This window comes from Variovorax sp. Soil_C_26 (assembly GCF_057657075.1).
This window is the reverse complement of sequence record NZ_JBDGJC010000001.1, coordinates 1,014,295-1,035,969: the sequence shown is the minus strand read 5'-3', so window position 1 is coordinate 1,035,969 and position 21,675 is coordinate 1,014,295. Positions and strand designations below refer to the sequence as shown.

Below are 21,675 nucleotides of genomic sequence, written 5' to 3'. Positions count from 1 at the left end.
AGATGCGCGAGCGCATCCGCCGCAAGAGCAAGCTCAAGGGCCGCCAGCCCGAGGAGGCCGCGCTTCTCGAAGTGCGTGCGCTGATCGGCGCGCGCCCGCCCGAGGGGCACCGGCGCGACCTGCTCATCGAGCACCTGCACAAGCTCAACGACGCGTTCCGCTGCCTGCACGACCGCCACCTGGTGGCGCTGGCGCGCGAGATGAACGTTCCGATGGCCGAGGTCTACGAGGTCGCGACCTTCTACCACCACTTCGAAGTGGTGCGCGGCGACGAGGCCGCGCCCGGCCTCACGGTGCGCGTGTGCGACGGCCTGGCCTGCGAACTGGCCGGCGCGAAGGACCTGCTCGCGCGGCTGCCCGCGCTGCTCGGCGCCGTGGACGGCGAAGAAGTGCGCGTGATCGCGGCGCCCTGCGTCGGGCGCTGCGAGCAGGCGCCGGTGGCGGTGGTCGACCAGCAGGCGGTGCCGCTGGCCACCGAGGCCCGGGTGCTGCAGGCGCTGACATCCGGCCCCGGCGAACAGGCCGTGGTGGCCTACTTCGACGCCGCGCAGTTCGCCGAGAAGAGCATCTCGCCGCTGCCCGGCGCCATCGAGCGCATGCCGGCCTTCACCGACTACGCGACCTACCGCGCGAACGGCGGCTATGCGCTGGCCGCTGCGCTGGTGAACGGCGAACACGACGCCGAGGCGGTGCTCAAGGCGATGGAAGACTCGGGCCTGCGCGGTCTCGGCGGCGCGGGCTTTCCGGCCGGGCGCAAGTGGCGCATCGTGCGCGACCAGCCGGCGCCGCGGGTCATGGCGGTCAACATCGACGAGGGCGAGCCCGGCACCTTCAAGGACCGCACCTACCTCGAACGCGATCCGCATCGCTTTCTCGAAGGCCTGCTGGTGGCGGCGCAGATCGTCGGCATCGAGCAGTGCTACATCTACCTGCGCGACGAATACCACGACTGCCGCGCGCTGCTGCAGGCCGAACTGGCCCGGCTCCAGGCCGACCCGCCGTGCGCGCTGCCGCGCATCGAACTGCGCCGCGGCGCGGGTGCCTACATCTGCGGCGAAGAGTCGGCCATGATCGAGAGCATCGAAGGCAAGCGCGGCGAACCGCGCATGCGCCCGCCCTACATCGCGCAGGTCGGTCTGTTCGGCCGGCCGACGCTCGAGCACAACTTCGAGACCCTCTACTGGGTGCGTGACATCGTGCAGAAGGGCGCGGACTGGTTCAGCGGCTTCGGCCGCCATGGCCGCAAGGGCCTGCGCAGCTTCAGCGTCAGCGGGCGCGTGAAGCACCCGGGCGTCAAGCTCGCGCCCGCGGGCATCACGGTGCAGGAACTCATCGACGAGTACTGCGGCGGCATGCTCGACGGCCACACGCTCTATGCCTACCTGCCGGGCGGCGCCTCGGGCGGCATCCTGCCGGCGCGCATGAACGACATTCCGCTCGACTTCGACACGCTGCAGCCGCACGGCTGCTTCATCGGTTCGGCGGCAGTGATGGTGCTGAGCCAGCACGACCGCGCGCGCGACGCCGCGCTCAACGTGATGCGCTTCTTCGAGCATGAGAGCTGCGGCCAATGCACGCCGTGCCGCGTCGGCACCGCCAAGGCGGCCGCGCTGATGGAGGCGCCGATGTGGGACAGCGCCACGCTCGAGGACCTGGCCCAGGTCATGGGCGATGCGTCCATCTGCGGCCTCGGCCAGGCCGCCCCCAACCCCATCCGTTGCATTCAACAGTACTTTCCGGAGGAGGTGGCATGAACGCCCCGTCGAAGCTCGCGGAGCTGATGCCGCAAACCATCGAATTCACGCTCGACGGCAAGGCCATCCAGGCCTTCGACGGCGAGACCATCTACAAGGCTGCCGAGCGCCATGGCGTGGAGATTCCGCACCTCTGCTACAAGGACGGCTACCGCGCCGACGGCAACTGCCGCGCCTGCGTGGTCGAGATCAAGGGCGAGCGCGTGCTCGCGCCCAGCTGCTGCCGCAACGTGACGGCCGGCATGGAAGTGAAGGCCACCAGCGAACGCGCACTCAAGAGCCAGAAGATGGTCGTCGAGATGCTGCTGTCCGACATGCCCGACCAGGGCTACAAGTGGATCGGCGACGACGCCACCCGCCAGCACGGCGAGCTCAGCGAGTGGGCCGGCAAGCTCGACATCGCGGTGCGGCCCGAGCTCAAGGCGCTGCGCCGCGAGCAGCCGAAGACCGATATCTCGCACCCCGCGATGGCGGTCAACCTCGATGCCTGCATCCAGTGCAACCGCTGCGTGCGCGCATGCCGCGAGGAGCAGGTCAACGACGTCATCGGCTACGCGATGCGCGGCGCCGACAGCAAGATCGTCTTCGACCTCGACGACCCGATGGGCGACAGCACCTGCGTGGCCTGCGGCGAGTGCGTGCAGGCCTGCCCCACCGGCGCGCTGATGCCCAAGAGCCACATCGGCTCGCAGCAGGTCGATCGCAAGGTCGATTCGGTGTGCCCGTTCTGCGGCGTGGGCTGCCTGGTCACCTACAACGTCAAGGACGAAAAGATCGTCAGCGTCGACGGCCGCGACGGCCCGGCCAACCACAACCGCCTTTGCGTGAAGGGCCGCTTCGGTTTCGACTACGCCCACCATCCGCAGCGCCTGACCAAGCCGCTGATCCGCAAGCCCGGCATGCCGAAGGACTTCGGCGACGCGCCGCGGCCCGGCGACTGGAGCGAGTACTTCCGCGAAGCCACCTGGGAAGAGGCGCTGGCCTTCACCACGGGCAGCCTTTCGGGCCTGCGCGACACCTACGGGCCCAAGTCGCTCGCGGGCTTCGGCTCGGCCAAGGGCAGCAACGAGGAGGCCTACCTGTTCCAGAAGCTGGTACGCACCGGCTTCGGCAGCAACAACATCGACCACTGCACCCGGCTGTGCCACGCCTCCAGCGTGGCCGCGCTGCTCGAAGGCGTGGGTTCGGGCGCGGTGAGCAATCAGGTCAACGACGTGGAGCATGCCGAGTTGATCTTCGTGATCGGCTCCAACCCCACGGCCAACCATCCCGTGGCTGCCACCTGGATGAAGAACGCGGCCCAGCGCGGCGCGAAGATCGTGCTGGCCGACCCGCGCCGCACCGACATCAGCCGCCATGCCTGGCGCACGCTGCAGTTCAAGGCCGACACCGACGTGGCCATGCTCAACGCGCTGATCCATGCGGTGATCGACGAGGGGCTGGTCGACGAAGCCTTCGTGCGCATGCGCGCCAGCAACTACGAGGCGCTGCGCGAGAACGTCAAGGGCTACAGCCCCGAGGCGATGGCGCCGATCTGCGGCGTGCCGGCCGAGACGCTGCGCGAGGTTGCGCGCGCCTTTGCCACCGCCAAGGGCGCGATGATCCTCTGGGGCATGGGCGTGAGCCAGCACGTGCACGGCACCGACAACGCGCGCTGCCTGATCGCGCTGGCCACGGTGACCGGGCAGATCGGCAAGCCCGGTTCGGGTCTGCATCCGCTGCGCGGCCAGAACAACGTGCAGGGCGCGAGCGACGCGGGCCTCATCCCGATGATGTTCCCGAACTACCAGCGCGTGGACAACCCCGCGGTGCATGCGTGGTTCGAGAACTTCTGGGGCATGCCGCTCGACGCGACGCCGGGCTACACCGTGGTCGAGATCATGCACAAGGCGCTCGCGCCCGACACCGATCCGCACAAGGTGCGCGGCATGTACATCATGGGCGAGAACCCGGCCATGAGCGACCCCGACCTGAACCATGCGCGGCATGCGTTGGCAAGCCTCGAGCACCTGGTGGTGCAGGACATCTTCATGACCGAGACCGCGTGGCTCGCCGACGTGGTGCTGCCCGCGAGCGCCTGGCCCGAGAAGACCGGCACGGTGAGCAACACCGACCGGATGGTGCAGCTCGGCAAGCGCGCGCTCAACCCACCGGGCGACGCGCGCGGCGACCTCTGGATCATCCAGCAGATCGCCCAGGGCATGGGCCTGCAGTGGAACTACGAAGGCGAGGAAGCCGGCGTGGCCGCGGTGTACGAGGAGATGCGCCAGGCCATGCATGCGGTGATCAGCGGCATCAGCTGGGAGCGGCTGCAGCGCGATTCGAGCGTGACCTACCCCTGCCTGAGCGAGGAAGACCCGGGCCAGCCGACCGTGTTCATCGACGACTTCCCGACCGCCGACGGCCGCGTGAAGCTGGTGCCTGCGGACATCATTCCGGCCGACGAGCGGCCCGACGCCGAGTATCCGTTCGTGCTCATCACGGGCCGCCAGCTCGAGCACTGGCACACCGGCAGCATGACGCGGCGCGCCAGCGTGCTCGACGCGCTCGAGCCGATGGCCACCGCCTCGATGAACCAGGGCGACCTGCAGGCACTCGGCCTCGAGGCCGGCGACGTGATCACCGTGCAGTCGCGCCGCGGCGAGGTGGCGATTCACGTGCGGCGCGACGACGGCACGCCGACCGGCGCGGTCTTCGTTCCGTTCGCCTACTACGAGGCGGCGGCCAACCTCATGACCAATGCCGCGCTCGATCCGCTCGGCAAGATCCCGGAGTTCAAGTACTGCGCGGTGCGGGTCACGCGCGGCGGCCAGCCGATGGCGGCGGCCGGCTACGGCTCCGGCGCCGTGGCCGCGACGGTCGACTGATCGCCGCCGCACGGGCGGCGAGGGAGGGGCGGGCGCATGGTTTAACCTCTGCGCCCGTCTTTCCTTTTGCACCGTTCATCTCATCGGCATGACCCCCACCCGCGTCCAGTTCCGCCTGCGCATCTACCGGGACGACAGCATCGCCATCGGCCCCGGCAAGATCGCCGTGCTGGAGGCAGTGGCAGAAACCGGCTCCATCTCTGCCGCGGCGCGCCAGCTCGGCATGTCGTACCGGCGTGCCTGGCTGCTGATCGACGAGATGAACAAGGCGCTGGCCTCGCCGGCCGTGAACACAGCGGCCGGCGGCTCGCGCGGCGGCGGCACGGCGCTCACGCCGGTCGGCGAAGAGATCGTCAAGCACTACCGCGCCATCGAGAGCGCAGCCCGCCTTGCCACGGCGGCCGACGTGCGCGCGCTGACGCGGCTTCTGGCGCCCTGACCCCGTACGCCTCCTGAGCCTGCCCGCGCTGTATTCCGCGGGATATCGGCGTTGCCGAGCTCTACCGCACCTTTCCCGCTGTGGGGGCCAGCAGGCGGCTGTGCAACAATTGCGCTGTATCGCCATGAATACGACGACATCCCTCATCGCCTCGACCGACTGGTTCCCGCTGGTGTTGTCGCTCAAGGTGGCTGCGGCCGCGACCCTGCTCGCGCTCGTGGCCGGCGTGGCGCTGGGCTGGGTGTTCGCGCGCAAGCGCTTTCCGGGGCGCACGGTGCTGGAGGCGGTGTGCATGCTGCCGCTGGTGCTGCCGCCCACCGTCATCGGCTACGCGATCCTGGTCGCCGCGGGGCGCCGCAGCCCACTCGGCGAGTGGCTGCGCACGCACTTCGACTACACGATCATCTTCAGCTGGCACGGCGCCGTGGTGGCCTCGGCCGTCGTGGCGCTGCCACTGGTGCTCAAGTCGGCCAGCGCCGCCTTCGCGGGCGTGGACCGCTCGCTCGAGGATGCCGCGAGCACGCTGCGCCAGTCGAGGTTCTCGGTGTTTCTGCGCATCACGCTGCCGCTGGCCTGGCCCGGCATCCTGGCCGGCACGCTGCTGGCTTTCGCACGGGCCATGGGCGAGTTCGGCGCATCGTTGATGGTGGCCGGCTCCATTCCCGGCCAGACCCAGACGCTCTCGATGGCGATCTACGACGCCGCGCAGGCCGGCCATGACGATCTGGCGTTGCTGCTCGTAGTGGTGACCTCGCTGCTGTCGATCACGGTGCTGGTGCTGTCGAACCGTTTCTTTTCGCTGCGCTGAACCCCCCGAGGCACCTTCCCATGCGACCCTGGCGTTTCCTGTCGATCCTTCTCGCGGTGGCGCTGATGCCCGGGCTGGCGGCGGCGCAGCAGCTCACCGTCTCGGCGGCCGCGAGCCTGACCGATGCGTTCAAGGAACTCGGGCCGAAGTTCGAGGCCGCGAAGCCCGGCGCCACGGTGCGCTTCAATTTCGCGGCCTCGGGCGTGCTGCTGCAGCAGATCGCGCAGGGCGCACCGGTCGATGTGTTCGCGAGCGCCGACCAGGAGACGATGGACCGCGGCGCCGCGCAGAAGCTCGTCGACGCGGCCACGCGCCGCGACTTCGCGCGCAATGCGCTGGTGCTGGTCGAGCCGCTGCAGGGCGGCGCCGGCCTGCACACGCTGGCCGACCTGGCGCGCCCCGGCGTCCACCGCATCGCGGTCGGCAAGACGGCCACCGTGCCGGTCGGCCGCTACACGCGGCAGGTGCTCGAGGCGGCGGGGCTCTGGGCCGCGCTCGAGCCGAAGTTCGTGCAGGCGGACAGCGTGCGCCAGGTGCTCGACTACGTGGCGCGCGGCGAGGTCGAGGCGGGGTTCGTCTATCGCACCGACGCCGCCGCGATGGGCACGAAGCTGCGCGTGGTGCTCGCGCCCGGCGGCGGTGCGCCCGTGCGCTACCCGGCCGCGGTGGTGGCCGACAGCCGGCAGAAGGCGCTTGCAGGCGACTTCGTCGCCTTTCTTTCGAGCGACGCGGCGCGCGAGGTGCTCGCACGCCACGGCTTCGGCGCGCCATGATCGACGTCGACCTCCAGCTCACGGTGACCGACGGCGCGCGACGCTTCGCGCTTGCGGCGCGCTTTGCAACCGACGTGCCCTTCGCTGCGCTCTACGGCCCGTCGGGCGCGGGCAAGACGCTCACGCTGCAGGCCATCGCGGGGCTGCAGCGTCCGTCGGCGGGCCATGTGCGGATCGGCGGGCGCACGCTCTACGACGCGGCACGCGGCATCGACCTGCCGGCACCGGCGCGGCGCATCGGCTACCTGTTCCAGCACTACGCGCTGTTTCCGCATCTGTCGGTGCGCGAGAACGTGGCGTTCGGGCTCACCGCCTGGCACCGGCGCCGTCTCCCGCCGCGCGATGCCGAGCGCGTGCAGGCGCTGCTCGAAGGCTTCGGCCTCACGGCCTTGGCCGACAGCCGGCCGGGCAAGCTCTCGGGCGGCCAGCAGCAGCGCGTGGCCCTGGCGCGCGCGCTCGCCTGCGAGCCGCAGCTGCTGCTGCTCGACGAACCCTTCGCCGCGCTCAACCCGATGCTGCGGCACGAACTGCGCACCGAACTGGCCCAGGTCCGGCGCCAGTGGGGCATTCCGGTGCTGATGATCACGCACGACATCGACGACGTGCTCGCGCTGGCCGACACGGCTTTCGTCTACCACCAGGGGCAGGTGGTGCGCGAGATCGACCTGCACGACGGCCAGAGCCGAGACATCGCGCTGCGCGAAGCCGGCCGCGTGCCCGACGCCGAGGCCACCCCGCTGCAGCGCCGGCTGCGCGACATGCTGATGGCGGCACCTGCCGCGCCCGCCGGCCGCCCCTGATGACCCTCGGCCCGAAGCCGGATTGCGGCGGCGCTACGATGGCCGCATGAATCCTTCCATCGATGTGGCCGTCGTGATGCGCCGCGAGCGCGTCAACAGCCGCTGGCAATCCTGGCGCTGGATTCTCGAGAGCGTCGGTCCCGACCAGCCCGGCGCGGGCACCGAGCCCCGCCTGCTCGACGCCACCGAGGACGTGCAGCGCTGGCTGCACCCTGGTTTGCAGACCGCGCTGTTCCGCGACGAGGCCGAGGGCTACCACCTCAATGCCACCACGCCCGCGCCCTGCTGGTTCGTGCTGTGGCGCATGGAAGAGGCGCCCACCGTGGTCGACGAGCCGATCGCCCGGCCCGTGGTGGTGAGCCTGAGCTACAACGAGGCCGGCCGCTGGCTCGACGCGCAGGAAACCGTCGAGCAGGTGCCCGCACCCGAGGAAGTTGTCGAGTGGATGCGCGGGTTCGTGCAGGCGCACTACGCGATGGAACCCAAGCGACGCAAGCGCCCCGAGAGCTTCCGGCCGCTGGTCGACCGCTTCGGCAATGCGGCGAGCGTCACAACCGAGAAGAAGCGCGGACGGGGGGCAGGCGATGTCTGAGAATTTCCTCGGCCGCTGGTCGCGGCGCAAGCAGGAGGCGCGCGAAGAGCCGCCGCCGCCGTCGCACGTCGACGAACCCGAGATGGCGGCCATCCCGGTGCCGGAGGCCGAGGTGCCGATGCCGGCCGCTCCGGTGCCCGCGCATGCAGCCGCCGAGGCGCCCGCCGAACCGCCGCCGCCCACGCTCGAGGACGCCCAGGCGCTCACGTCCGAATCCGACTTCCGCCCCTTCGTGGCCAGGAACGTGGCGCCCGAGGTCAAGAACACGGCCTTCCGCAAGCTCTTTGCCGATCCGCAGTTCAATGTGATGGACCGCATGGACGTCTACATCGACGACTATTCCCAGTCGACGCCGATTCCCCACAGCGTGCTGCGCCAGATGGCCAGCGCCAAGTTCCTCAACCTCTTCGAGCGGGAGGAAAAGGAAGAAGCCGAGGCCGAAGAAGCCCTGAAAAACGGCACTGCGACGCCGGACGTGGCACAGTCCGAACCTCCGGGAGATTCCTCCAGCCAGCCGGTTGCCGATGCGCAGCCGGCAAGCCAGACAACCGATGACCACCACGCTGATCTGCGACTGCAACCAGACGATGCCGCTCGAGCCGAAGACGCTCGGGGCGGCGCTGGCTGAGACGCTGCCCCTGCATTCCGCCCTGTGCCGCCGCGAGGCGCCCGCTTTCCAGCGCGCCATTCGTTCGGGCGACGACGTCGTCGTGGCCTGCACCCAGGAGCGGCGGCTTTTTTCCGAACTGGCTGCGCAGACCGAAGGCGCCACCTCCCCGATCCGCTTCGTCAACATCCGTGAGACCGGCGGCTGGAGCCGCGACGCGAAGAACGCGAGTCCCAAGATCGCCGCGCTGCTGGCGCTGGCCCGCCTGCCCGAACCCGATCCGGTGTCGACAGTGAGCTATGCGAGCCAGGGCCGCCTGCTGATCGTCGGTCCGCTCGACCAGGCCGAGAAGGCTGCGGCGCTCGTGGCCGACAGCCTGCAGGTCTCCATCTTCTCGACCGGCCCGGGCGTTGCCGGCGGTGCACAGGAGCGCCGCTGGCCCGTGATGGCCGGGCGCCTCGAGGCGCTCCAGGGCTGGCTCGGCGCGTTCTCGCTGCGCTGGACGCGCGACAACCCGATCGACCTCGACCTTTGCACGCGCTGCAACGCCTGCGTCGCTGCCTGCCCCGAGCAGGCGATCGGGCTCGACTACCAGGTCGACCTCGCGAAATGCGGCACGCACCGCGACTGCGAGGCGGCCTGCACCGTGGCCGGCGCGATCCGCTTCGACCGCGCACCCGAAGCACTCGATGCCGAGTTCGACCTTGTGCTCGACCTCGGCGCAAAGGCGCTGATCGACTGGCATGCGCCGCCGCAGGGCTACTTCCATCTGGCGGGCGGGCTCGCGCACGCCGAAGGCCTGGCCACGCTGCTGCGCCTGCGCGAACTCGTGGGCGAGTTCGAGAAGCCCAAGTTCTTCGACTACAAGCAGAAGCTCTGCGCCCACAGCCGCAACGAAGTGGTCGGCTGCAATGCCTGCGTCGAGGTCTGCTCGGCGCACGCGATCTCGAGCGACAAGGCGCGCCAGCGCATCGTCGTCAATCCCCAGCTCTGCGTCGGCTGCGGCGCCTGCACCACGGTGTGCCCCACGGGCGCCTTGGGCTACACCTACCCGCGCACCACCGACCAGGGCCGCAAGCTCCGCACGCTGCTGGCCGCCTATGCCGCGGCGGGTGGCCGCGATGCCGCAGTGCTGCTCCATGGCGAGGAGGGCGGCCAGACGCTGGTCGAACAACTCGGCCGCGCGGCCCAGCTCGGGCGCGGCCGTGCGGGCGGGCCTGCCGGCGTGCCGGCGCATGTGCTGCCGGTGGCGCTGCGGCATGCCGCCAGCACCGGCATCGACCTCTGGCTCGCGGCCATCGCCTTCGGCGCCGCCCAGGTGGCGGTGCTGGCCACCGGCGAGGAAGCGCCGGCATACATCGCGGCGCTGAGGCAGCAGATGGCCGTGGCGCAGGCGCTCGTCACCGGGCTCGGTTACACCGGCACTCATTTCCACCTGATCGAGGCCGCCGAGCCGGCCGCCCTCGATGCGGCGCTCGCGGGCCTGCGCGCGACGCGCCAGCGGGTGCCCGCGACCGCCGCGCGCTTTGCCGCCGGGGCCGAGAAGCGCGGCACGCTCGAGATGACGCTCGACCACCTGATGGCGCAGGCACCGGCGCTGGCCGCGCCCTCGGCCACCGAGCCGCTCGCGATCCCGCTGCCCGCCGGCGCACCATTCGGCGCGGTCGCCGTCGACAAGAACAGCTGCACGCTGTGCCTGGCCTGCGTGAGCGCCTGTCCCGCCAGCGCGCTGCAGGACAACCAGAACGCGCCGCAGCTGCGCTTCATCGAGAAGAACTGCGTGCAGTGCGGTCTCTGCGAAACCACCTGCCCCGAGAATGCGATCACGCTCGTGCCGCGACTCCTGACCGCACCCGAACGCAAGCAGCCGGTGGTGCTCAACGAAGCCAAGCCTTGGGCCTGCATCCGCTGCAGCAAGCCGTTCGGCACCCACAAGGCCATCGAGTCGATGCTCGGCAAGCTCGCGGGCCATGCGATGTTTCAGGGCGAGGCGCTCGAGCGGCTCAAGATGTGCAGCGACTGCCGGGTGATCGACCTGTACAGCGCGCAGAACGAAATGAAGATCACGCAGCTATGAGCGATTCCCCCTTCGCGACCTCCGCCCTCGACGAGGAGATCGCGCGCGCCGAGGTCTACGGCCTTCTCTCGCGCCTCTGGTATTGCGCGCCCGATGCCGAGCTGCTCGCCGCCTTCGACGTGGCGCCCACCGAGGCGCCCGCGGCCGGTGCCTTCCTCGAGGAGCCCTGGCGCCAGCTGGTCGGCGCGGCACGCGCCACCGACCCCGCCGCCGCGCATGCCGAATACGACGCGCTCTTCGGCGGGATGGGCAAGCCGGAGGTGTATCTGTTCGGTTCGCACTACCTGAGCGGTTTTCTCAACGACAAGCCGCTCGCGCACCTGCGCACCGACCTCGCCCGGCTGGGACTGACCCGGGACGTGGCCGTGTCTGAAAGCGAGGATCACGCGGCCTGCCTGTTCGAGGTCATGCGCTACCTGATCGCGGGCGACGACGCGGCGGTGGCCAACCTGGCGCAGCAGCAAACCTTCTTCGCGACCCACCTGCAGCCGTGGCTGCCCGCCATGTGCGATGCGGTCGCGCAGCACCCCAAGGCACGCTTCTATGCGTCGCTCGCGGGTTTCACACGTGCCTTCGCCGAGGTCGAGGTCCAGGGCTTCGACATGCTCGGGTAAGGATGAGTCGTCTGGTCGGGATAAGGGTCTCGACTAGTATCCGTATGTATGTAAATCGGTTCATATCTGGTTTGCCCCCAAGCCACTCCTGGAGATCACATGCAGGACAGCCAATCGGTCGGTAACAAGCCGGCCTCGCGTCGAGGTTTCTTTCTAGGTGCCGCCAGTGCGGGCGCCGCGGTTGCAGCGGTTTCCGTGCTGCCCAAGGTCACGCCGGCCCCCCCGGCCCTCGAGGCCGCCACCCCGGTGCTGAAGCCCGCGCCTGAAAACGGCGGCGGCTATTCGCTCAGCGAACACGTCAAGCACTACTACAGGACCGCTTCGGCCTGAAGCGGATACCCACGATGCTGCTGACCAAGAAAACGAACGCTGCGCATTCCGTGCGGCAAGGCGAACGCGGGTCTTCCGCTTTCATCCACAGCCTCCAGCGCGGCCTGTCGGGCGCGCTGCCGACCATGGACCGGCGTGCGTTCCTGCGGCGCTCGGGCCTCGGTGTTGGCGTCGGCCTGGCCGCGGGCCAGCTCACGCTGATGCGCAAGGCCGAGGCGGCTGGCGAGGCGCGGCCCACGGCCATCGGCGCCGGCAAGGTCGAGATCAAGCGCACCGTGTGCTCGCACTGCTCGGTCGGCTGCGCCTCCGACGCGGTGGTCGAGAACGGCGTCTGGGTGCGCCAGGAGCCGGTGTTCGACTCGCCGCTCAACCTCGGCGCACACTGCGCCAAGGGCGCGGCCCTGCGCGAGCATGGCCACGGCGAGTACCGGCTGCGCTACCCGATGAAGCTGGTCAACGGCAAGTACGAGCGCATCAGCTGGGACACCGCGCTCGACGAGATCACCGCGCGGCTGAAGGACCTTCGCCAGGCGAGCGGGCCCGACTCGGTCTACTGGATCGGCTCGTCCAAGCACAGCAACGAACAGGCGTACCTGATGCGCAAGTTCGTGAGCTTCTGGGGCAGCAACAACTGCGACCACCAGGCGCGCATCTGCCACTCGACCACCGTGGCCGGCGTCGCGAACACATGGGGCTACGGCGCCATGACCAATTCGTACAACGACATGCGCAACGCCAAGGTCGCGCTGTACATCGGCTCGAACGCGGCCGAGGCGCACCCGGTCAGCATGCTGCACATGCTCCATGCCAAGGAGCATGGCTGCAAGATGATCGTGGTCGACCCGCGCTTCACGCGCACGGCGGCCAAGGCCGACGAGTACGTGCGCATCCGCTCGGGCTCGGACATTCCGTTCCTGTTCGGCCTGCTGCACCACATCTTCAAGAACGGCTGGGAAGACAAGCGCTACATCAACGACCGCGTGTTCGGCATGGACAAGGTGCGCGAGGACGTGCTCGCCAAATGGACGCCCGACAAGGTCGAGGAGGCCTGTGGCGTCCCCGAGGCGCAGGTGCTCAAGGTCGCGACCTGGCTCAACGAGAACCGCCCCGGCACCATCGTCTGGTGCATGGGCCAGACGCAGCACACGATCGGCAACGCCATGGTGCGTGCCTCGTGCATCCTGCAGCTCGCGCTCGGCAACGTCGGCAAGTCGGGTGGCGGCACCAACATCTTCCGCGGCCATGACAACGTGCAGGGCGCCACCGACGTGGGCCCGAACCCCGATTCGCTGCCCGGCTACTACGGCATCGTCGAAGGATCGTGGAAGCATTTCGCCACCGCTTGGGGCGTCGACTTCGAGTGGATCAAGAGCCGCTTCTCGTCGCCCGCGATGATGAGCAAGCCCGGCATCACGGTGTCGCGCTGGATCGACGGTGTGCTCGAGAAGAACGAGCTCATCGACCAGGACTCGAACCTGCGCGGCGTGTTCTATTGGGGCCACGCCCCCAATTCGCAGACCCGCGGCCTCGAGATGAAGCGCGCGATGGACAAGCTCGACCTGCTCGTGGTGGTCGACCCGTACCCTTCAGCGACGGCCGCCATGGCGGCCATGCCCGGCCGGCCCGAAGACCAGAATCCGAATCGCGCCGTCTACCTGCTGCCCGCTTGCACCCAGTTCGAGACCAGCGGCTCCGTCACCGCCTCGAACCGCTCGCTGCAGTGGCGCGAAAAGGTCATCGAGCCGCTGTGGGAAAGCCGCAGCGACCACATGATCATGCAGCAGTTCGCCGACCGCCTGGGCTTCGGCAAGGAGCTCAGCAAGAACTACAAGATGCAGAAGGTCAAGGGCATGGACGAGCCCATTCCCGACGACATCCTGCGCGAGATCAACAAGTGCGTGTGGACCATCGGCTACACGGGCCAGAGCCCGGAGCGGCTGCAGGCCCACATGCGCAACATGGGCGCCTTCGACGTGCGCACGCTCAAGGCCAAGGGCGGCGTGAAGGACAAGGTCAACGGCTACGACCTCACGGGCGACTACTTCGGCCTGCCGTGGCCCTGCTTCGGCACACCCGAGCTCAAGCACCCGGGCTCGGCCAACCTGTACGACACCTCGAAGCACGTGATGGACGGCGGCGGCAATTTCCGCGCGAACTTCGGCGTGGAGCGCGACGGACAGAACCTGCTGGCCGAGGACGGCTCGCACTCGCTCGGCGCCGACATCACCACCGGTTACCCCGAGCTCGACCATGTGCTGCTCAAGAAGCTCGGCTGGTGGGACGAACTCTCCGAGCCCGAGAAGCAGAAGGCCGAGGGCAAGAACTGGAAGACCGACAACTCCGGCGGCATGATCCGCGTGTTCATGAAGAACCACGGCTGCCATCCCTTCGGCAACGCCAAGGCGCGGGCGGTGGTCTGGAACTTCCCCGACGCGATCCCGCAGCACCGAGAGCCGCTCTACGGCACGCGGCCCGACCTGATGGCCAAGTACCCGACGCACGACGACAAGATGGCGTTCTGGCGTCTGCCTACGCTCTACAAGACCGTGCAGCAGAAGAACATCGCCGACAAGGTGGCCGAGAAGTTCCCGTACATCATGACCTCGGGTCGCCTGGTCGAGTACGAGGGCGGCGGCGAGGAAACGCGCTCGAACCCCTGGCTGGCCGAGCTGCAGCAGGAGATGTTCATCGAGATCAATCCGAAGGTCGCGGCCGAGAAGGGCATCCGCAACGGCGAGCGCGCCTGGGTGCACACGCCCACGGGCGCCAAGCTCAACGTGCAGGCGCTCGTGACCGAGCGCGTCGGGCCCGACACCGTGTTCATGCCGTTCCACTTCTCGGGACACTGGCAGGGCGCCGACATGATTGCCTACTACCCGACGGGCGCCGCCCCGGTGGTGCGCGGCGAGGCGATCAACACCGCCACGACCTACGGTTACGACAGCGTGACCATGATGCAAGAGACGAAGACCACGATCTGCAACGTGGAAAAGGCATAAGGAAGCACCATGGCACGAATGAAATTTGTCTGCGACGCCGAGCGTTGCATCGAATGCAACGGCTGCGTCACGGCCTGCAAGAACGAGAACGAGGTGCCCTGGGGCGTGAACCGCCGCCGCGTGGTCACGCTCAACGACGGCGTCCCGGGCGAGAAGTCGATCTCGGTCGCCTGCATGCATTGCTCCGACGCACCCTGCATGGCGGTGTGCCCGGTGCAGTGCTTCTATCGCACCGACGAAGGCGTGGTGCTGCACGACAAGGACGTGTGCATCGGCTGCGGCTACTGCTCGTACGCCTGCCCCTTCGGTGCGCCGCAGTTCCCGTCGCAGGGCACCTTCGGCGTGCGCGGCAAGATGGACAAGTGCACCTTCTGCGCTGGCGGTCCCGAAGCCAACGGCTCCGAGGCCGAATTCGAGAAGTACGGCCGCAACCGGCTTGCCGAAGGCAAGCTTCCGGCCTGCGCCGAGATGTGCTCGACCAAGGCGCTCTTGGCCGGTGATGGCGACGTGGTGGCCGACATCTTCCGCACCCGCGTGGTTCAGCGCGGCAAGGGTGCCGAGGTCTGGGGCTGGGGCACCGCCTACGGCTCGCAGCAGGCCGGCACGCCGCCCGCCAACGGAGGCCAGAAATGAAGCAGCAGGGCCTTGCGTTCGCTGCGGCCGTGGCACTGGCCGCGGGGTTCCTGGCAGGCTGCGGCGAAAAGCCGCAGACCAATGCGCAGGGCGTGAAGCACGATGCCGTGCCCTGGAGCGGCACCGGCACGCAGGAGAACACCGGCACGGTGTTCACCGCGCCGGACTGGAAGGTGGGCGACAAGACCGCCTGGCAGCAGCAGCTCAAGACCCGCACGCAAAACGGGCAGAACGAATACAACAAAGAAAACTGATCGGAGAGCCCATGAAGCAAGCGCTGACCGCTCTCGTTCTTTTCGCCGCGCTGGGTTCGGCCTTCGCGCAGGCCCAGCCGCCGGCGGCCCCGGGCACCACTTCCGCACCGGCCGCGCCGGGCGCAGGCGGCATCCGCAGCCAGAACATCTTCGAGGTCAAGCCCGAAGCGAGCGCCGATCCCAACTACGCGAACCAGACCAACGGCGAGCGCATGAAGGTGCAGCCCGGCAACAACGCGCCGATGTGGCGCCAGGTCGGGCAGGGCGTGACGGGCTACAGCAGCCTGCCGGCGAGCCAGGCGCCCGAGGCCGGTAACCTGATCCAGCCGCAGGTGCAGTACCCGGGCTCGCGCCTCACCACCGCCGGCGAGGCCTGGCGGCAGGTGCGCAACGACTGGATCATTCCTTACGGCGCGGCGCTGCTGTTCGTGACGCTGCTGGCGCTGGCGATCTATTACTTCACCAAGGGGCCGATCCGCCTGCACGGCAAGGAAACCGGCCGCCGCATCGAGCGCTTCACGCCGTTCGAGCGGGCCACGCACTGGTCGAACGCAACCGCCTTCGTGATCCTCGCGCTCTCGGGCATCGTGATGGCCTTCGGCCAGTTCTTCCTGATGCCGTGGATGGGCAGCACGCTCTTCGGATGGATCGCCTATGCGCTCAAGAACGTGCACAACTTCGTCGGGCCGCTGTTCGTGGTCACCACGCTGTTCATGGTCGTCACCTTCATCCGCGACAACCTGCCGCGCGCGGTCGATTGGAAGTGGCTGAAAAGTGCCGGCGGCCTGTTCGGCGGCAAGGAAGCGCCGTCGCACCGCTTCAACGCCGGCGAGAAGCTCGTGTTCTGGGGCGGCGTGCTGTTCCTCGGCCTGTTCATCATCGGTTCGGGGCTGTTCCTCGACAAGCTGTTGCCGGGCTTCGTCTATACGCGCGGCCAGATGCAGGTGGCGCACATGGTCCATGGCGTCGCGACGATGCTGATGATGGCCGTGATCATGGGCCACATCTACATCGGCACACTCGGCATGAAGGGCGCCTACAAGGCCATGCGCACCGGCTATGTCGACGAGACCTGGGCCAAGGAGCACCACGAACTCTGGTACGACGACGTGGCGGCGGGCAAAATCCCGAGGCAGCGTTCGCAGCCCTCCGGCACGGTCGCCACCACAGCCCCAGTCCGGGCGCCGCAGCCCGCCGAAGGAAGGCCCTCATGAAGAAGAAGCAGTTCTCGCCCTTGAATCTTTGCGTGCTGGCGCTTGCGCTCGCCGCGCCGCTGGCCTGGGCCAAGCTGCCTGCGCCGCCGGACACGCCCGAAGCCAAGGCCAAGGCAGCCGAAGCCGCGGCCAAGACCGCCTGGAGCGCCAAGGTCGATTCCTACAAGCTCTGCCTGGCCCAGGACCGCGTCGCGGCGGCGTACCGCGCGAGCGCGGCGACGGCCGGCAAGACCGTGCCTGCCGCGCCCGCCGCGCTGCCGCCCTGCGCCGACCCGGGTGCGTTCGCCTATGCGCCGCCGCAGGAAGCCAAGCCCCTCGAAGTCTCGGGCGCGCATTCGCCGGCCGACACGGCTGCCTCGCCGCCCAGCACCGTGCAGCCGGCCGCGGTCACCAATCCCACGACGAAGGCGCAGTGAGCGCAGCGGCTTCGCCGGTGCCCCCGCTGCCGCGTCTCACCCAGGCCCGCGCCGCGCTGACGCGTGAGGTCGAGGTCGTCGATGAGCATGGCGCGCGCGGCACGGTGTCCATCCCCGCCGAGCGCGACCTCACGGTCTATGTCGACCGGCGCGAACTCGTCACGCTCATGACGCTCGGCGCCCAGCCCGAGCTGCTCGTGCTGGGTTATCTGCTGAACCAGCGCCTGATCGAATCGGCTGGCGACGTGGAGTCGGTCACGGTCGATTGGGAGGTCGGCGCGGCCGCCGTCCGCACGCATACCGGCATCGACCGCATCGAGGAGCGCACGGCGAAAAAGGTGGTGACCACCGGCTGCGGCCAGGGCAGCGTGTTCGGCGACCTGATGGCCGACATCGATAAGCTCCAGCTGCCGCCCACGCGCATGACGCAGGCGCAGCTCTATGCGCTGGTCAATGCGATCCGGCTCCAGGAGAGCACCTACAAGTCAGCGGGCTCCGTGCATGGCTGCGCGCTCTTCACGCTCGACGCCGACGCGGCCGGGGCCACGATGCACTGCTTCGTGGAAGACGTGGGCCGCCACAACGCGATCGACACCATCGCGGGCTGGTGCGCCATGCAGCCGCCGGGGGCGCTCGCGGGCGACCGCGTGTTCTACACCACCGGCCGACTCACGAGCGAGATGGTCATCAAGTCGGCGCAGATGGGCGTGCCGATCGTGGTCTCGCGCAGCGGCATCACGCAGATGGGCCACGAGGTGGCCACGCGCGTCGGCCTGTGCGCGATCGGCCGTGCGACCAACCGGCACTTCGTGTGCTACGCCGGCGTGGAGCGGCTGGTGCTGCAGCCGGAACTCGCGCGTCGGAATCCGGCCGACGCCGCCATGAGCTCGCGCGTGTAGTCCTCGCGCACGCGGTGGGCCGCCAGGTCTTCGGCCGCGAGCATTTCGACGGTGCGGCCGCGCTGCATCACCATCAGGCGCTCGCACATGTGCGTGACCACCGCCAGGTCGTGGCTCACCATGATGAAGCTCAGGCCACGCTTCGCGCGCAGGGCTTCGAGCAGGTTCAGCACTTCGGCCTGCACCGAGGCGTCGAGCGCCGAGGTGGGTTCGTCGAGCAGCAGCACCTCGGGCTCCAGCGTCAGCGCGCGCGCCACCGCGATGCGCTGGCGCTGGCCGCCGGAGAGCTGGTGCGGATAGCGAAACCGGAAGCCGCTGCCCAGTCCCACCTCGTCGAGCGCGCGCTCGATGCGTGCCTCGGCATCGCCGATGCCGTGGATCGCCAGCGGCTCGGCCAGGATCCGGTCCACGGTCTGGCGTGGGTGCAGTGATCCGTACGGGTCCTGGAACACCATCTGCACGCTGCGGCGAAAGGCCTTGCTGCCGGGCGCCGGCAACGGCTCGGCGCTGCCTGCCGGACCGACGAGGGCCACGGTGCCCGAAGTGCGCGGCGCCAGGCCGCACATGGCGCGCAGCACCGTGGACTTGCCGGAACCCGATTCGCCGACGATGCCGAAGCTCTCGCCGGGCGCCACCACGAAGCTGGTGTCGTGCACTGCGACGAAGCCGTCGAACTCGACGTGCAGGCGGTCGACCGAAATGCCGATCTGCCGGCGCGGCGGCACCGCTTGGAGGTTCGGGCTGTTCGTCACAGTGCCCACTCCGGCTGGCGGTCGAGCACCGGCAGCGGATGGCGGTCGGCCCCGAGCTGCGGCAGGCACTCGAGGAGACCGCGCGTGTAGGGATGCCGGGCCTCGGCCATGCCGCCCGCGGGGAGTTCCTCGACCACGCGGCCGGCATACATCACGAGGACCCGGTCGCAGAACGTGGAGACCAGGCGCAGGTCGTGGGAGATGAAGATCAACCCCATGCCGCGCTCGGACACCAGCCGGTCCAGGATGGCGAGCACCTGCAGCTGCACCGTCACGTCCAGGGCCGAGGTCGGTTCGTCGGCGATCAGCAGCTCGGGCTCGGCGATCAGCATCATCGCGATCATCGCGCGCTGGCCCATGCCGCCGGAGACCTCGTGCGGATAGAGCCGGAACACGCGTTCGGCATCGTCGATCTGCACCGCGGCCAGCGCTTCGAGCGCGCGCTCGCGCGCCTCGCTCGCCGACACCTGCTTGTGCGCCCGCAGCGCCTCGACGATCTGCGCACCGATCGTCATCACCGGATTGAGCGAGAACTTCGGGTCCTGCAGCACCATGCCGATGCGCCCGCCGCGCATCGCCCGGCGCTCGCGCGGCGTGCAGCGCAGCAGGTCCGTGCCGCGAAACGCCAGGCGCTCGGCCGCGACCCGGCCGCCCGGCGCGGTCAGGCCAAGGATGGCGCGGCCGGTCTGCGATTTGCCCGAGCCCGATTCGCCGACGATGCCCAGGCGCTCGCGCCCGAGCGTGAACGAGACGCCGCGCACGGCCTCGGTCATGCCGCCGCCTCGCGCGGGAAACGCGACCCGCAGGTCCTGCACGTCGAGCACCGGATTCGATGGGTTCATGGAGGAGCCGGTCATGCGTTGGCCTTTGGGTCGAGCGCGTCGCGCAGGCCGTCGCCCAGCAGGTTGAAGGCCAGGCTGACGATGCAGATCGCTGCGCCCGGGGCTGCCGCCACCCACCAGTGGTCGAGCACGAACTGGCGGCCGTCCGCAATCAGCGCGCCCCATTCGGGCATCGGCGGCTGCGCTCCCAGGCCGAGAAAGCCGAGGCCGGCCGCAGCCAGGATGATGCCGGCCATGTCCAGCGTCACGCGCACGATCACCGAGGGCAGGCACAGCGGCAGCACGTGGCGCAGCACGATGCGCTGCGGCGTTGCGCCAATCAACCGCACGGCACTGATGTAGTCGGCCTGGCGGATGGTCAGCGTTTCGGCACGCGCGATGCGCGCATAGGGAGGCCACGATGTGAGGGCGATCGCGATCACGGCGTTCTCGATGCCGGGGCCGAGCGCGGCCACGAAGGCCAGCGCCAGGATCAGGCGCGGGAAAGCCAGGAAGATGTCGGTGATGCGCATCAGCACCACGTCCAGCCAACCGCCCGCATAACCCGCCGCCGTGCCCACCACCAGGCCGATGGGAGCGGCCAGCACCGCCACCAGCACCACCACGTACAGCGTGATGCGCGAGCCATGGATGATGCGCGAGAGGATGTCCCGGCCCTGGCCGTCGGTGCCGAGCCAGTGCGCGGCCGAAGGCGGCAGCAGGCGCTGCGTCTGCAGGTCGCCGATGTAGGGCGAATAGGGCGCCAGCCAATCGGCCAGCACCGCCACGGCGATCAGTGCGAGCACGATCGCCAGGCCGGTCATCGCCAGCCGGTTGCGCGCAAAGATGCGCCATGCGCCATAGGCGCGCCCCAGTCCGGCCTGCCGGCGCGACTGCGGCCGGTCGGACATCAGCCAGTCGTGCAGGCGGGCGGCGCGGCCCGATGGCGCCGGTGCGGAAGAAGATGGTTTCATCGTCGCGTCCGTGGATCGAGCTGGCGGTACAGCAGGTCTGACAGAAGGTTCAGGCCGATGAACACCGAGCCGACCACCAGCGTGCCGCCCAGCACCGCGTTCATGTCCGCGTTCTGCAGCGAATTCGTGATGTACAGGCCCAGGCCCGGCCACGCGAACACGGTCTCGGTCAGCACCGAGCCTTCGAGCAGGCCGGCGTATGACAGCGTGACCACCGTGACCAGCGGCACCATCGCATTGCGCAGCGCATGGCGCCAGATGATGCGCGTCTCGCTCAGGCCCTTGGCACGCGCGGCCACCACGTACTCCTGCGCCAGTTCGGCGAGCATGAACGAGCGTGTCATGCGGCTGATATAGGCCAGCGAGAAATAGCCCAGCAGCGAGGCCGGCAGCACCAGGTGCGAGAGCGCGTTGCGGAACGCCTCCCACTCGCCCTGGCGCGCGGTGTCCAGCAGCAGGAAGCCGCTTTGCGGCGTGATCGAATACTGGTAGATCACGTCGATTCGCCCGGGCCCGGGGACCCAGTCGAGCTTGGCATAGAACAGCACCAACGCCATCAAGCCGAGCCAGAAGATCGGCACCGAGTAGCCGACCAGTCCGACCACGCGCACCACATGGTCGACCACGCCGCCTTGCCGCACCGCCGCCCACACGCCGATCGGGATGCCGATGCCGGCACCGATCAGGATGCCCAGCGTGGCGAGTTCGATGGTGGCCGGAAAGGTCTGCGCGATGTCGGTCAACACCGGGTTGGAGGTGAGTATGGAGGTGCCGAAGTCGCCCTGCACGGCCTTGCCCAGGTAGACGACGAACTGCTCGATGAGCGGCTTGTTGAGGCCGAGCTCCTCGCGGGTGCGCTCGATCACGTCATCCGGCGCCTGGTCGCCGACCAGTGCCAGCACCGGATCGACCGGGATCACCCGGCCGATGAAGAAGGTCACGGCCAGCAGGCCGAGGTAGGTGACCAGGACCACGGCGGCGAAGCGCAGCACCGCCGCCGCGCGGCCGCGCAGCCGGACCGCCGTGGAATCGGTGGTGTTGCTCACGAAGGT

At 69.2% G+C, this 21,675-nt stretch carries 21 protein-coding genes; 17 read left to right on the top strand and 4 right to left on the bottom strand.

Features of this window, described 5'->3' with window-relative positions; all coding sequences use genetic code 11:
• Positions 1–2: 2 nt before the first annotated feature.
• The 17 genes from AC3A6G_RS04980 (at position 3) to AC3A6G_RS04900 (ending at position 18,076) form a co-directional block, all read left to right on the top strand.
• On the top strand, positions 3–1,754 hold the full coding sequence (locus AC3A6G_RS04980) for an NAD(P)H-dependent oxidoreductase subunit E (RefSeq protein WP_487873261.1): 1,752 nt from the start codon (positions 3–5) through the stop codon (positions 1,752–1,754).
• Positions 1,751–4,621, top strand: a complete 2,871-nt coding sequence (gene fdhF, locus AC3A6G_RS04975) for a formate dehydrogenase subunit alpha (protein ID WP_487873204.1) — start codon at positions 1,751–1,753, stop codon at positions 4,619–4,621. The genes AC3A6G_RS04980 and fdhF overlap by 4 nt, the downstream gene beginning before the upstream one ends.
• 88 nt (positions 4,622–4,709) lie before the next feature.
• Complete coding sequence (locus AC3A6G_RS04970; protein ID WP_487858516.1) at positions 4,710–5,060, top strand: winged helix-turn-helix domain-containing protein; 351 nt, start codon at positions 4,710–4,712, stop codon at positions 5,058–5,060.
• A 124-nt stretch (positions 5,061–5,184) separates the two neighbouring features.
• Positions 5,185–5,868, top strand: coding sequence for a molybdate ABC transporter permease subunit (gene modB, locus AC3A6G_RS04965; protein ID WP_487858515.1), 684 nt, complete (start codon positions 5,185–5,187; stop codon positions 5,866–5,868).
• Between the two features lie 20 nt (positions 5,869–5,888).
• Entirely contained in the window at positions 5,889–6,641 is a 753-nt protein-coding gene (gene modA, locus AC3A6G_RS04960; protein WP_487873203.1) for a molybdate ABC transporter substrate-binding protein, read from the top strand.
• Positions 6,638–7,441, top strand: coding sequence for an ABC transporter ATP-binding protein (locus AC3A6G_RS04955; protein WP_487873202.1), 804 nt, complete (start codon positions 6,638–6,640; stop codon positions 7,439–7,441). Before modA ends, AC3A6G_RS04955 begins: the two co-directional genes overlap by 4 nt.
• A 46-nt stretch (positions 7,442–7,487) precedes the next feature.
• On the top strand, positions 7,488–8,033 hold the full coding sequence (locus tag AC3A6G_RS04950; RefSeq protein WP_487858512.1) for a DUF3305 domain-containing protein: 546 nt from the start codon (positions 7,488–7,490) through the stop codon (positions 8,031–8,033).
• Complete coding sequence (locus AC3A6G_RS04945; protein ID WP_487873201.1) at positions 8,026–8,661, top strand: DUF3306 domain-containing protein; 636 nt, start codon at positions 8,026–8,028, stop codon at positions 8,659–8,661. Before AC3A6G_RS04950 ends, AC3A6G_RS04945 begins: the two co-directional genes overlap by 8 nt.
• Positions 8,585–10,717 (top strand): 4Fe-4S binding protein, encoded by a 2,133-nt coding sequence (locus AC3A6G_RS04940; protein ID WP_487873200.1) that lies wholly within the window; start codon positions 8,585–8,587, stop codon positions 10,715–10,717. Before AC3A6G_RS04945 ends, AC3A6G_RS04940 begins: the two co-directional genes overlap by 77 nt.
• Positions 10,714–11,331 (top strand): TorD/DmsD family molecular chaperone, encoded by a 618-nt coding sequence (locus AC3A6G_RS04935; protein WP_487858509.1) that lies wholly within the window; start codon positions 10,714–10,716, stop codon positions 11,329–11,331. Before AC3A6G_RS04940 ends, AC3A6G_RS04935 begins: the two co-directional genes overlap by 4 nt.
• A gap of 99 nt (positions 11,332–11,430) precedes the next feature.
• Positions 11,431–11,661: a formate dehydrogenase gene (locus AC3A6G_RS04930; RefSeq protein ID WP_487873199.1), complete on the top strand. Its 231-nt coding sequence runs from the start codon at positions 11,431–11,433 to the stop codon at positions 11,659–11,661.
• Between the two features lie 14 nt (positions 11,662–11,675).
• Positions 11,676–14,660, top strand: a complete 2,985-nt coding sequence (locus tag AC3A6G_RS04925; protein ID WP_487858507.1) for a formate dehydrogenase subunit alpha — start codon at positions 11,676–11,678, stop codon at positions 14,658–14,660.
• Positions 14,661–14,669: 9 nt separating this feature from the next.
• A complete protein-coding gene (fdh3B, locus tag AC3A6G_RS04920) occupies positions 14,670–15,293 on the top strand; it encodes a formate dehydrogenase FDH3 subunit beta (protein WP_487858506.1) in 624 nt (207 codons plus the stop codon).
• Positions 15,290–15,547 (top strand): hypothetical protein, encoded by a 258-nt coding sequence (locus AC3A6G_RS04915; protein WP_487858505.1) that lies wholly within the window; start codon positions 15,290–15,292, stop codon positions 15,545–15,547. Before fdh3B ends, AC3A6G_RS04915 begins: the two co-directional genes overlap by 4 nt.
• Before the next feature lie 11 nt (positions 15,548–15,558).
• Positions 15,559–16,761 carry a formate dehydrogenase subunit gamma gene (locus AC3A6G_RS04910; protein WP_487858504.1) on the top strand — a complete coding sequence of 401 codons (1,203 nt, stop codon included), beginning with the start codon at positions 15,559–15,561 and terminating at the stop codon, positions 16,759–16,761.
• On the top strand, positions 16,758–17,177 hold the full coding sequence (locus AC3A6G_RS04905; protein ID WP_487873198.1) for a hypothetical protein: 420 nt from the start codon (positions 16,758–16,760) through the stop codon (positions 17,175–17,177). Before AC3A6G_RS04910 ends, AC3A6G_RS04905 begins: the two co-directional genes overlap by 4 nt.
• The gene (locus AC3A6G_RS04900) at positions 17,174–18,076 is read left to right on the top strand and encodes a formate dehydrogenase accessory sulfurtransferase FdhD (protein WP_487873197.1); all 903 of its coding nucleotides are present in this window, start codon (positions 17,174–17,176) and stop codon (positions 18,074–18,076) included. Before AC3A6G_RS04905 ends, AC3A6G_RS04900 begins: the two co-directional genes overlap by 4 nt.
• On the opposite strand, the gene AC3A6G_RS04895 is transcribed toward AC3A6G_RS04900, so the two are convergent.
• The 4 genes from AC3A6G_RS04895 to AC3A6G_RS04880 are packed head-to-tail and all read right to left on the bottom strand — an operon-like array spanning position 17,992 to position 21,669.
• Entirely contained in the window at positions 17,992–18,783 is a 792-nt protein-coding gene (locus tag AC3A6G_RS04895) for an ABC transporter ATP-binding protein (protein WP_487873260.1), read from the bottom strand. The two genes, AC3A6G_RS04900 and AC3A6G_RS04895, sit on opposite strands and share 85 nt — an antisense overlap.
• A 41-nt stretch (positions 18,784–18,824) precedes the next feature.
• Positions 18,825–19,685: an ABC transporter ATP-binding protein gene (locus tag AC3A6G_RS04890; protein ID WP_487865404.1), complete on the bottom strand. Its 861-nt coding sequence runs from the start codon at positions 19,683–19,685 to the stop codon at positions 18,825–18,827.
• Positions 19,682–20,623, bottom strand: a complete 942-nt coding sequence (gene nikC / locus AC3A6G_RS04885; RefSeq protein WP_487873196.1) for a nickel transporter permease — start codon at positions 20,621–20,623, stop codon at positions 19,682–19,684. Before nikC ends, AC3A6G_RS04890 begins: the two co-directional genes overlap by 4 nt.
• Positions 20,620–21,669, bottom strand: a complete 1,050-nt coding sequence (locus AC3A6G_RS04880) for an ABC transporter permease (RefSeq protein ID WP_487873195.1) — start codon at positions 21,667–21,669, stop codon at positions 20,620–20,622. Before AC3A6G_RS04880 ends, nikC begins: the two co-directional genes overlap by 4 nt.
• Positions 21,670–21,675 lie beyond the last annotated feature (6 nt).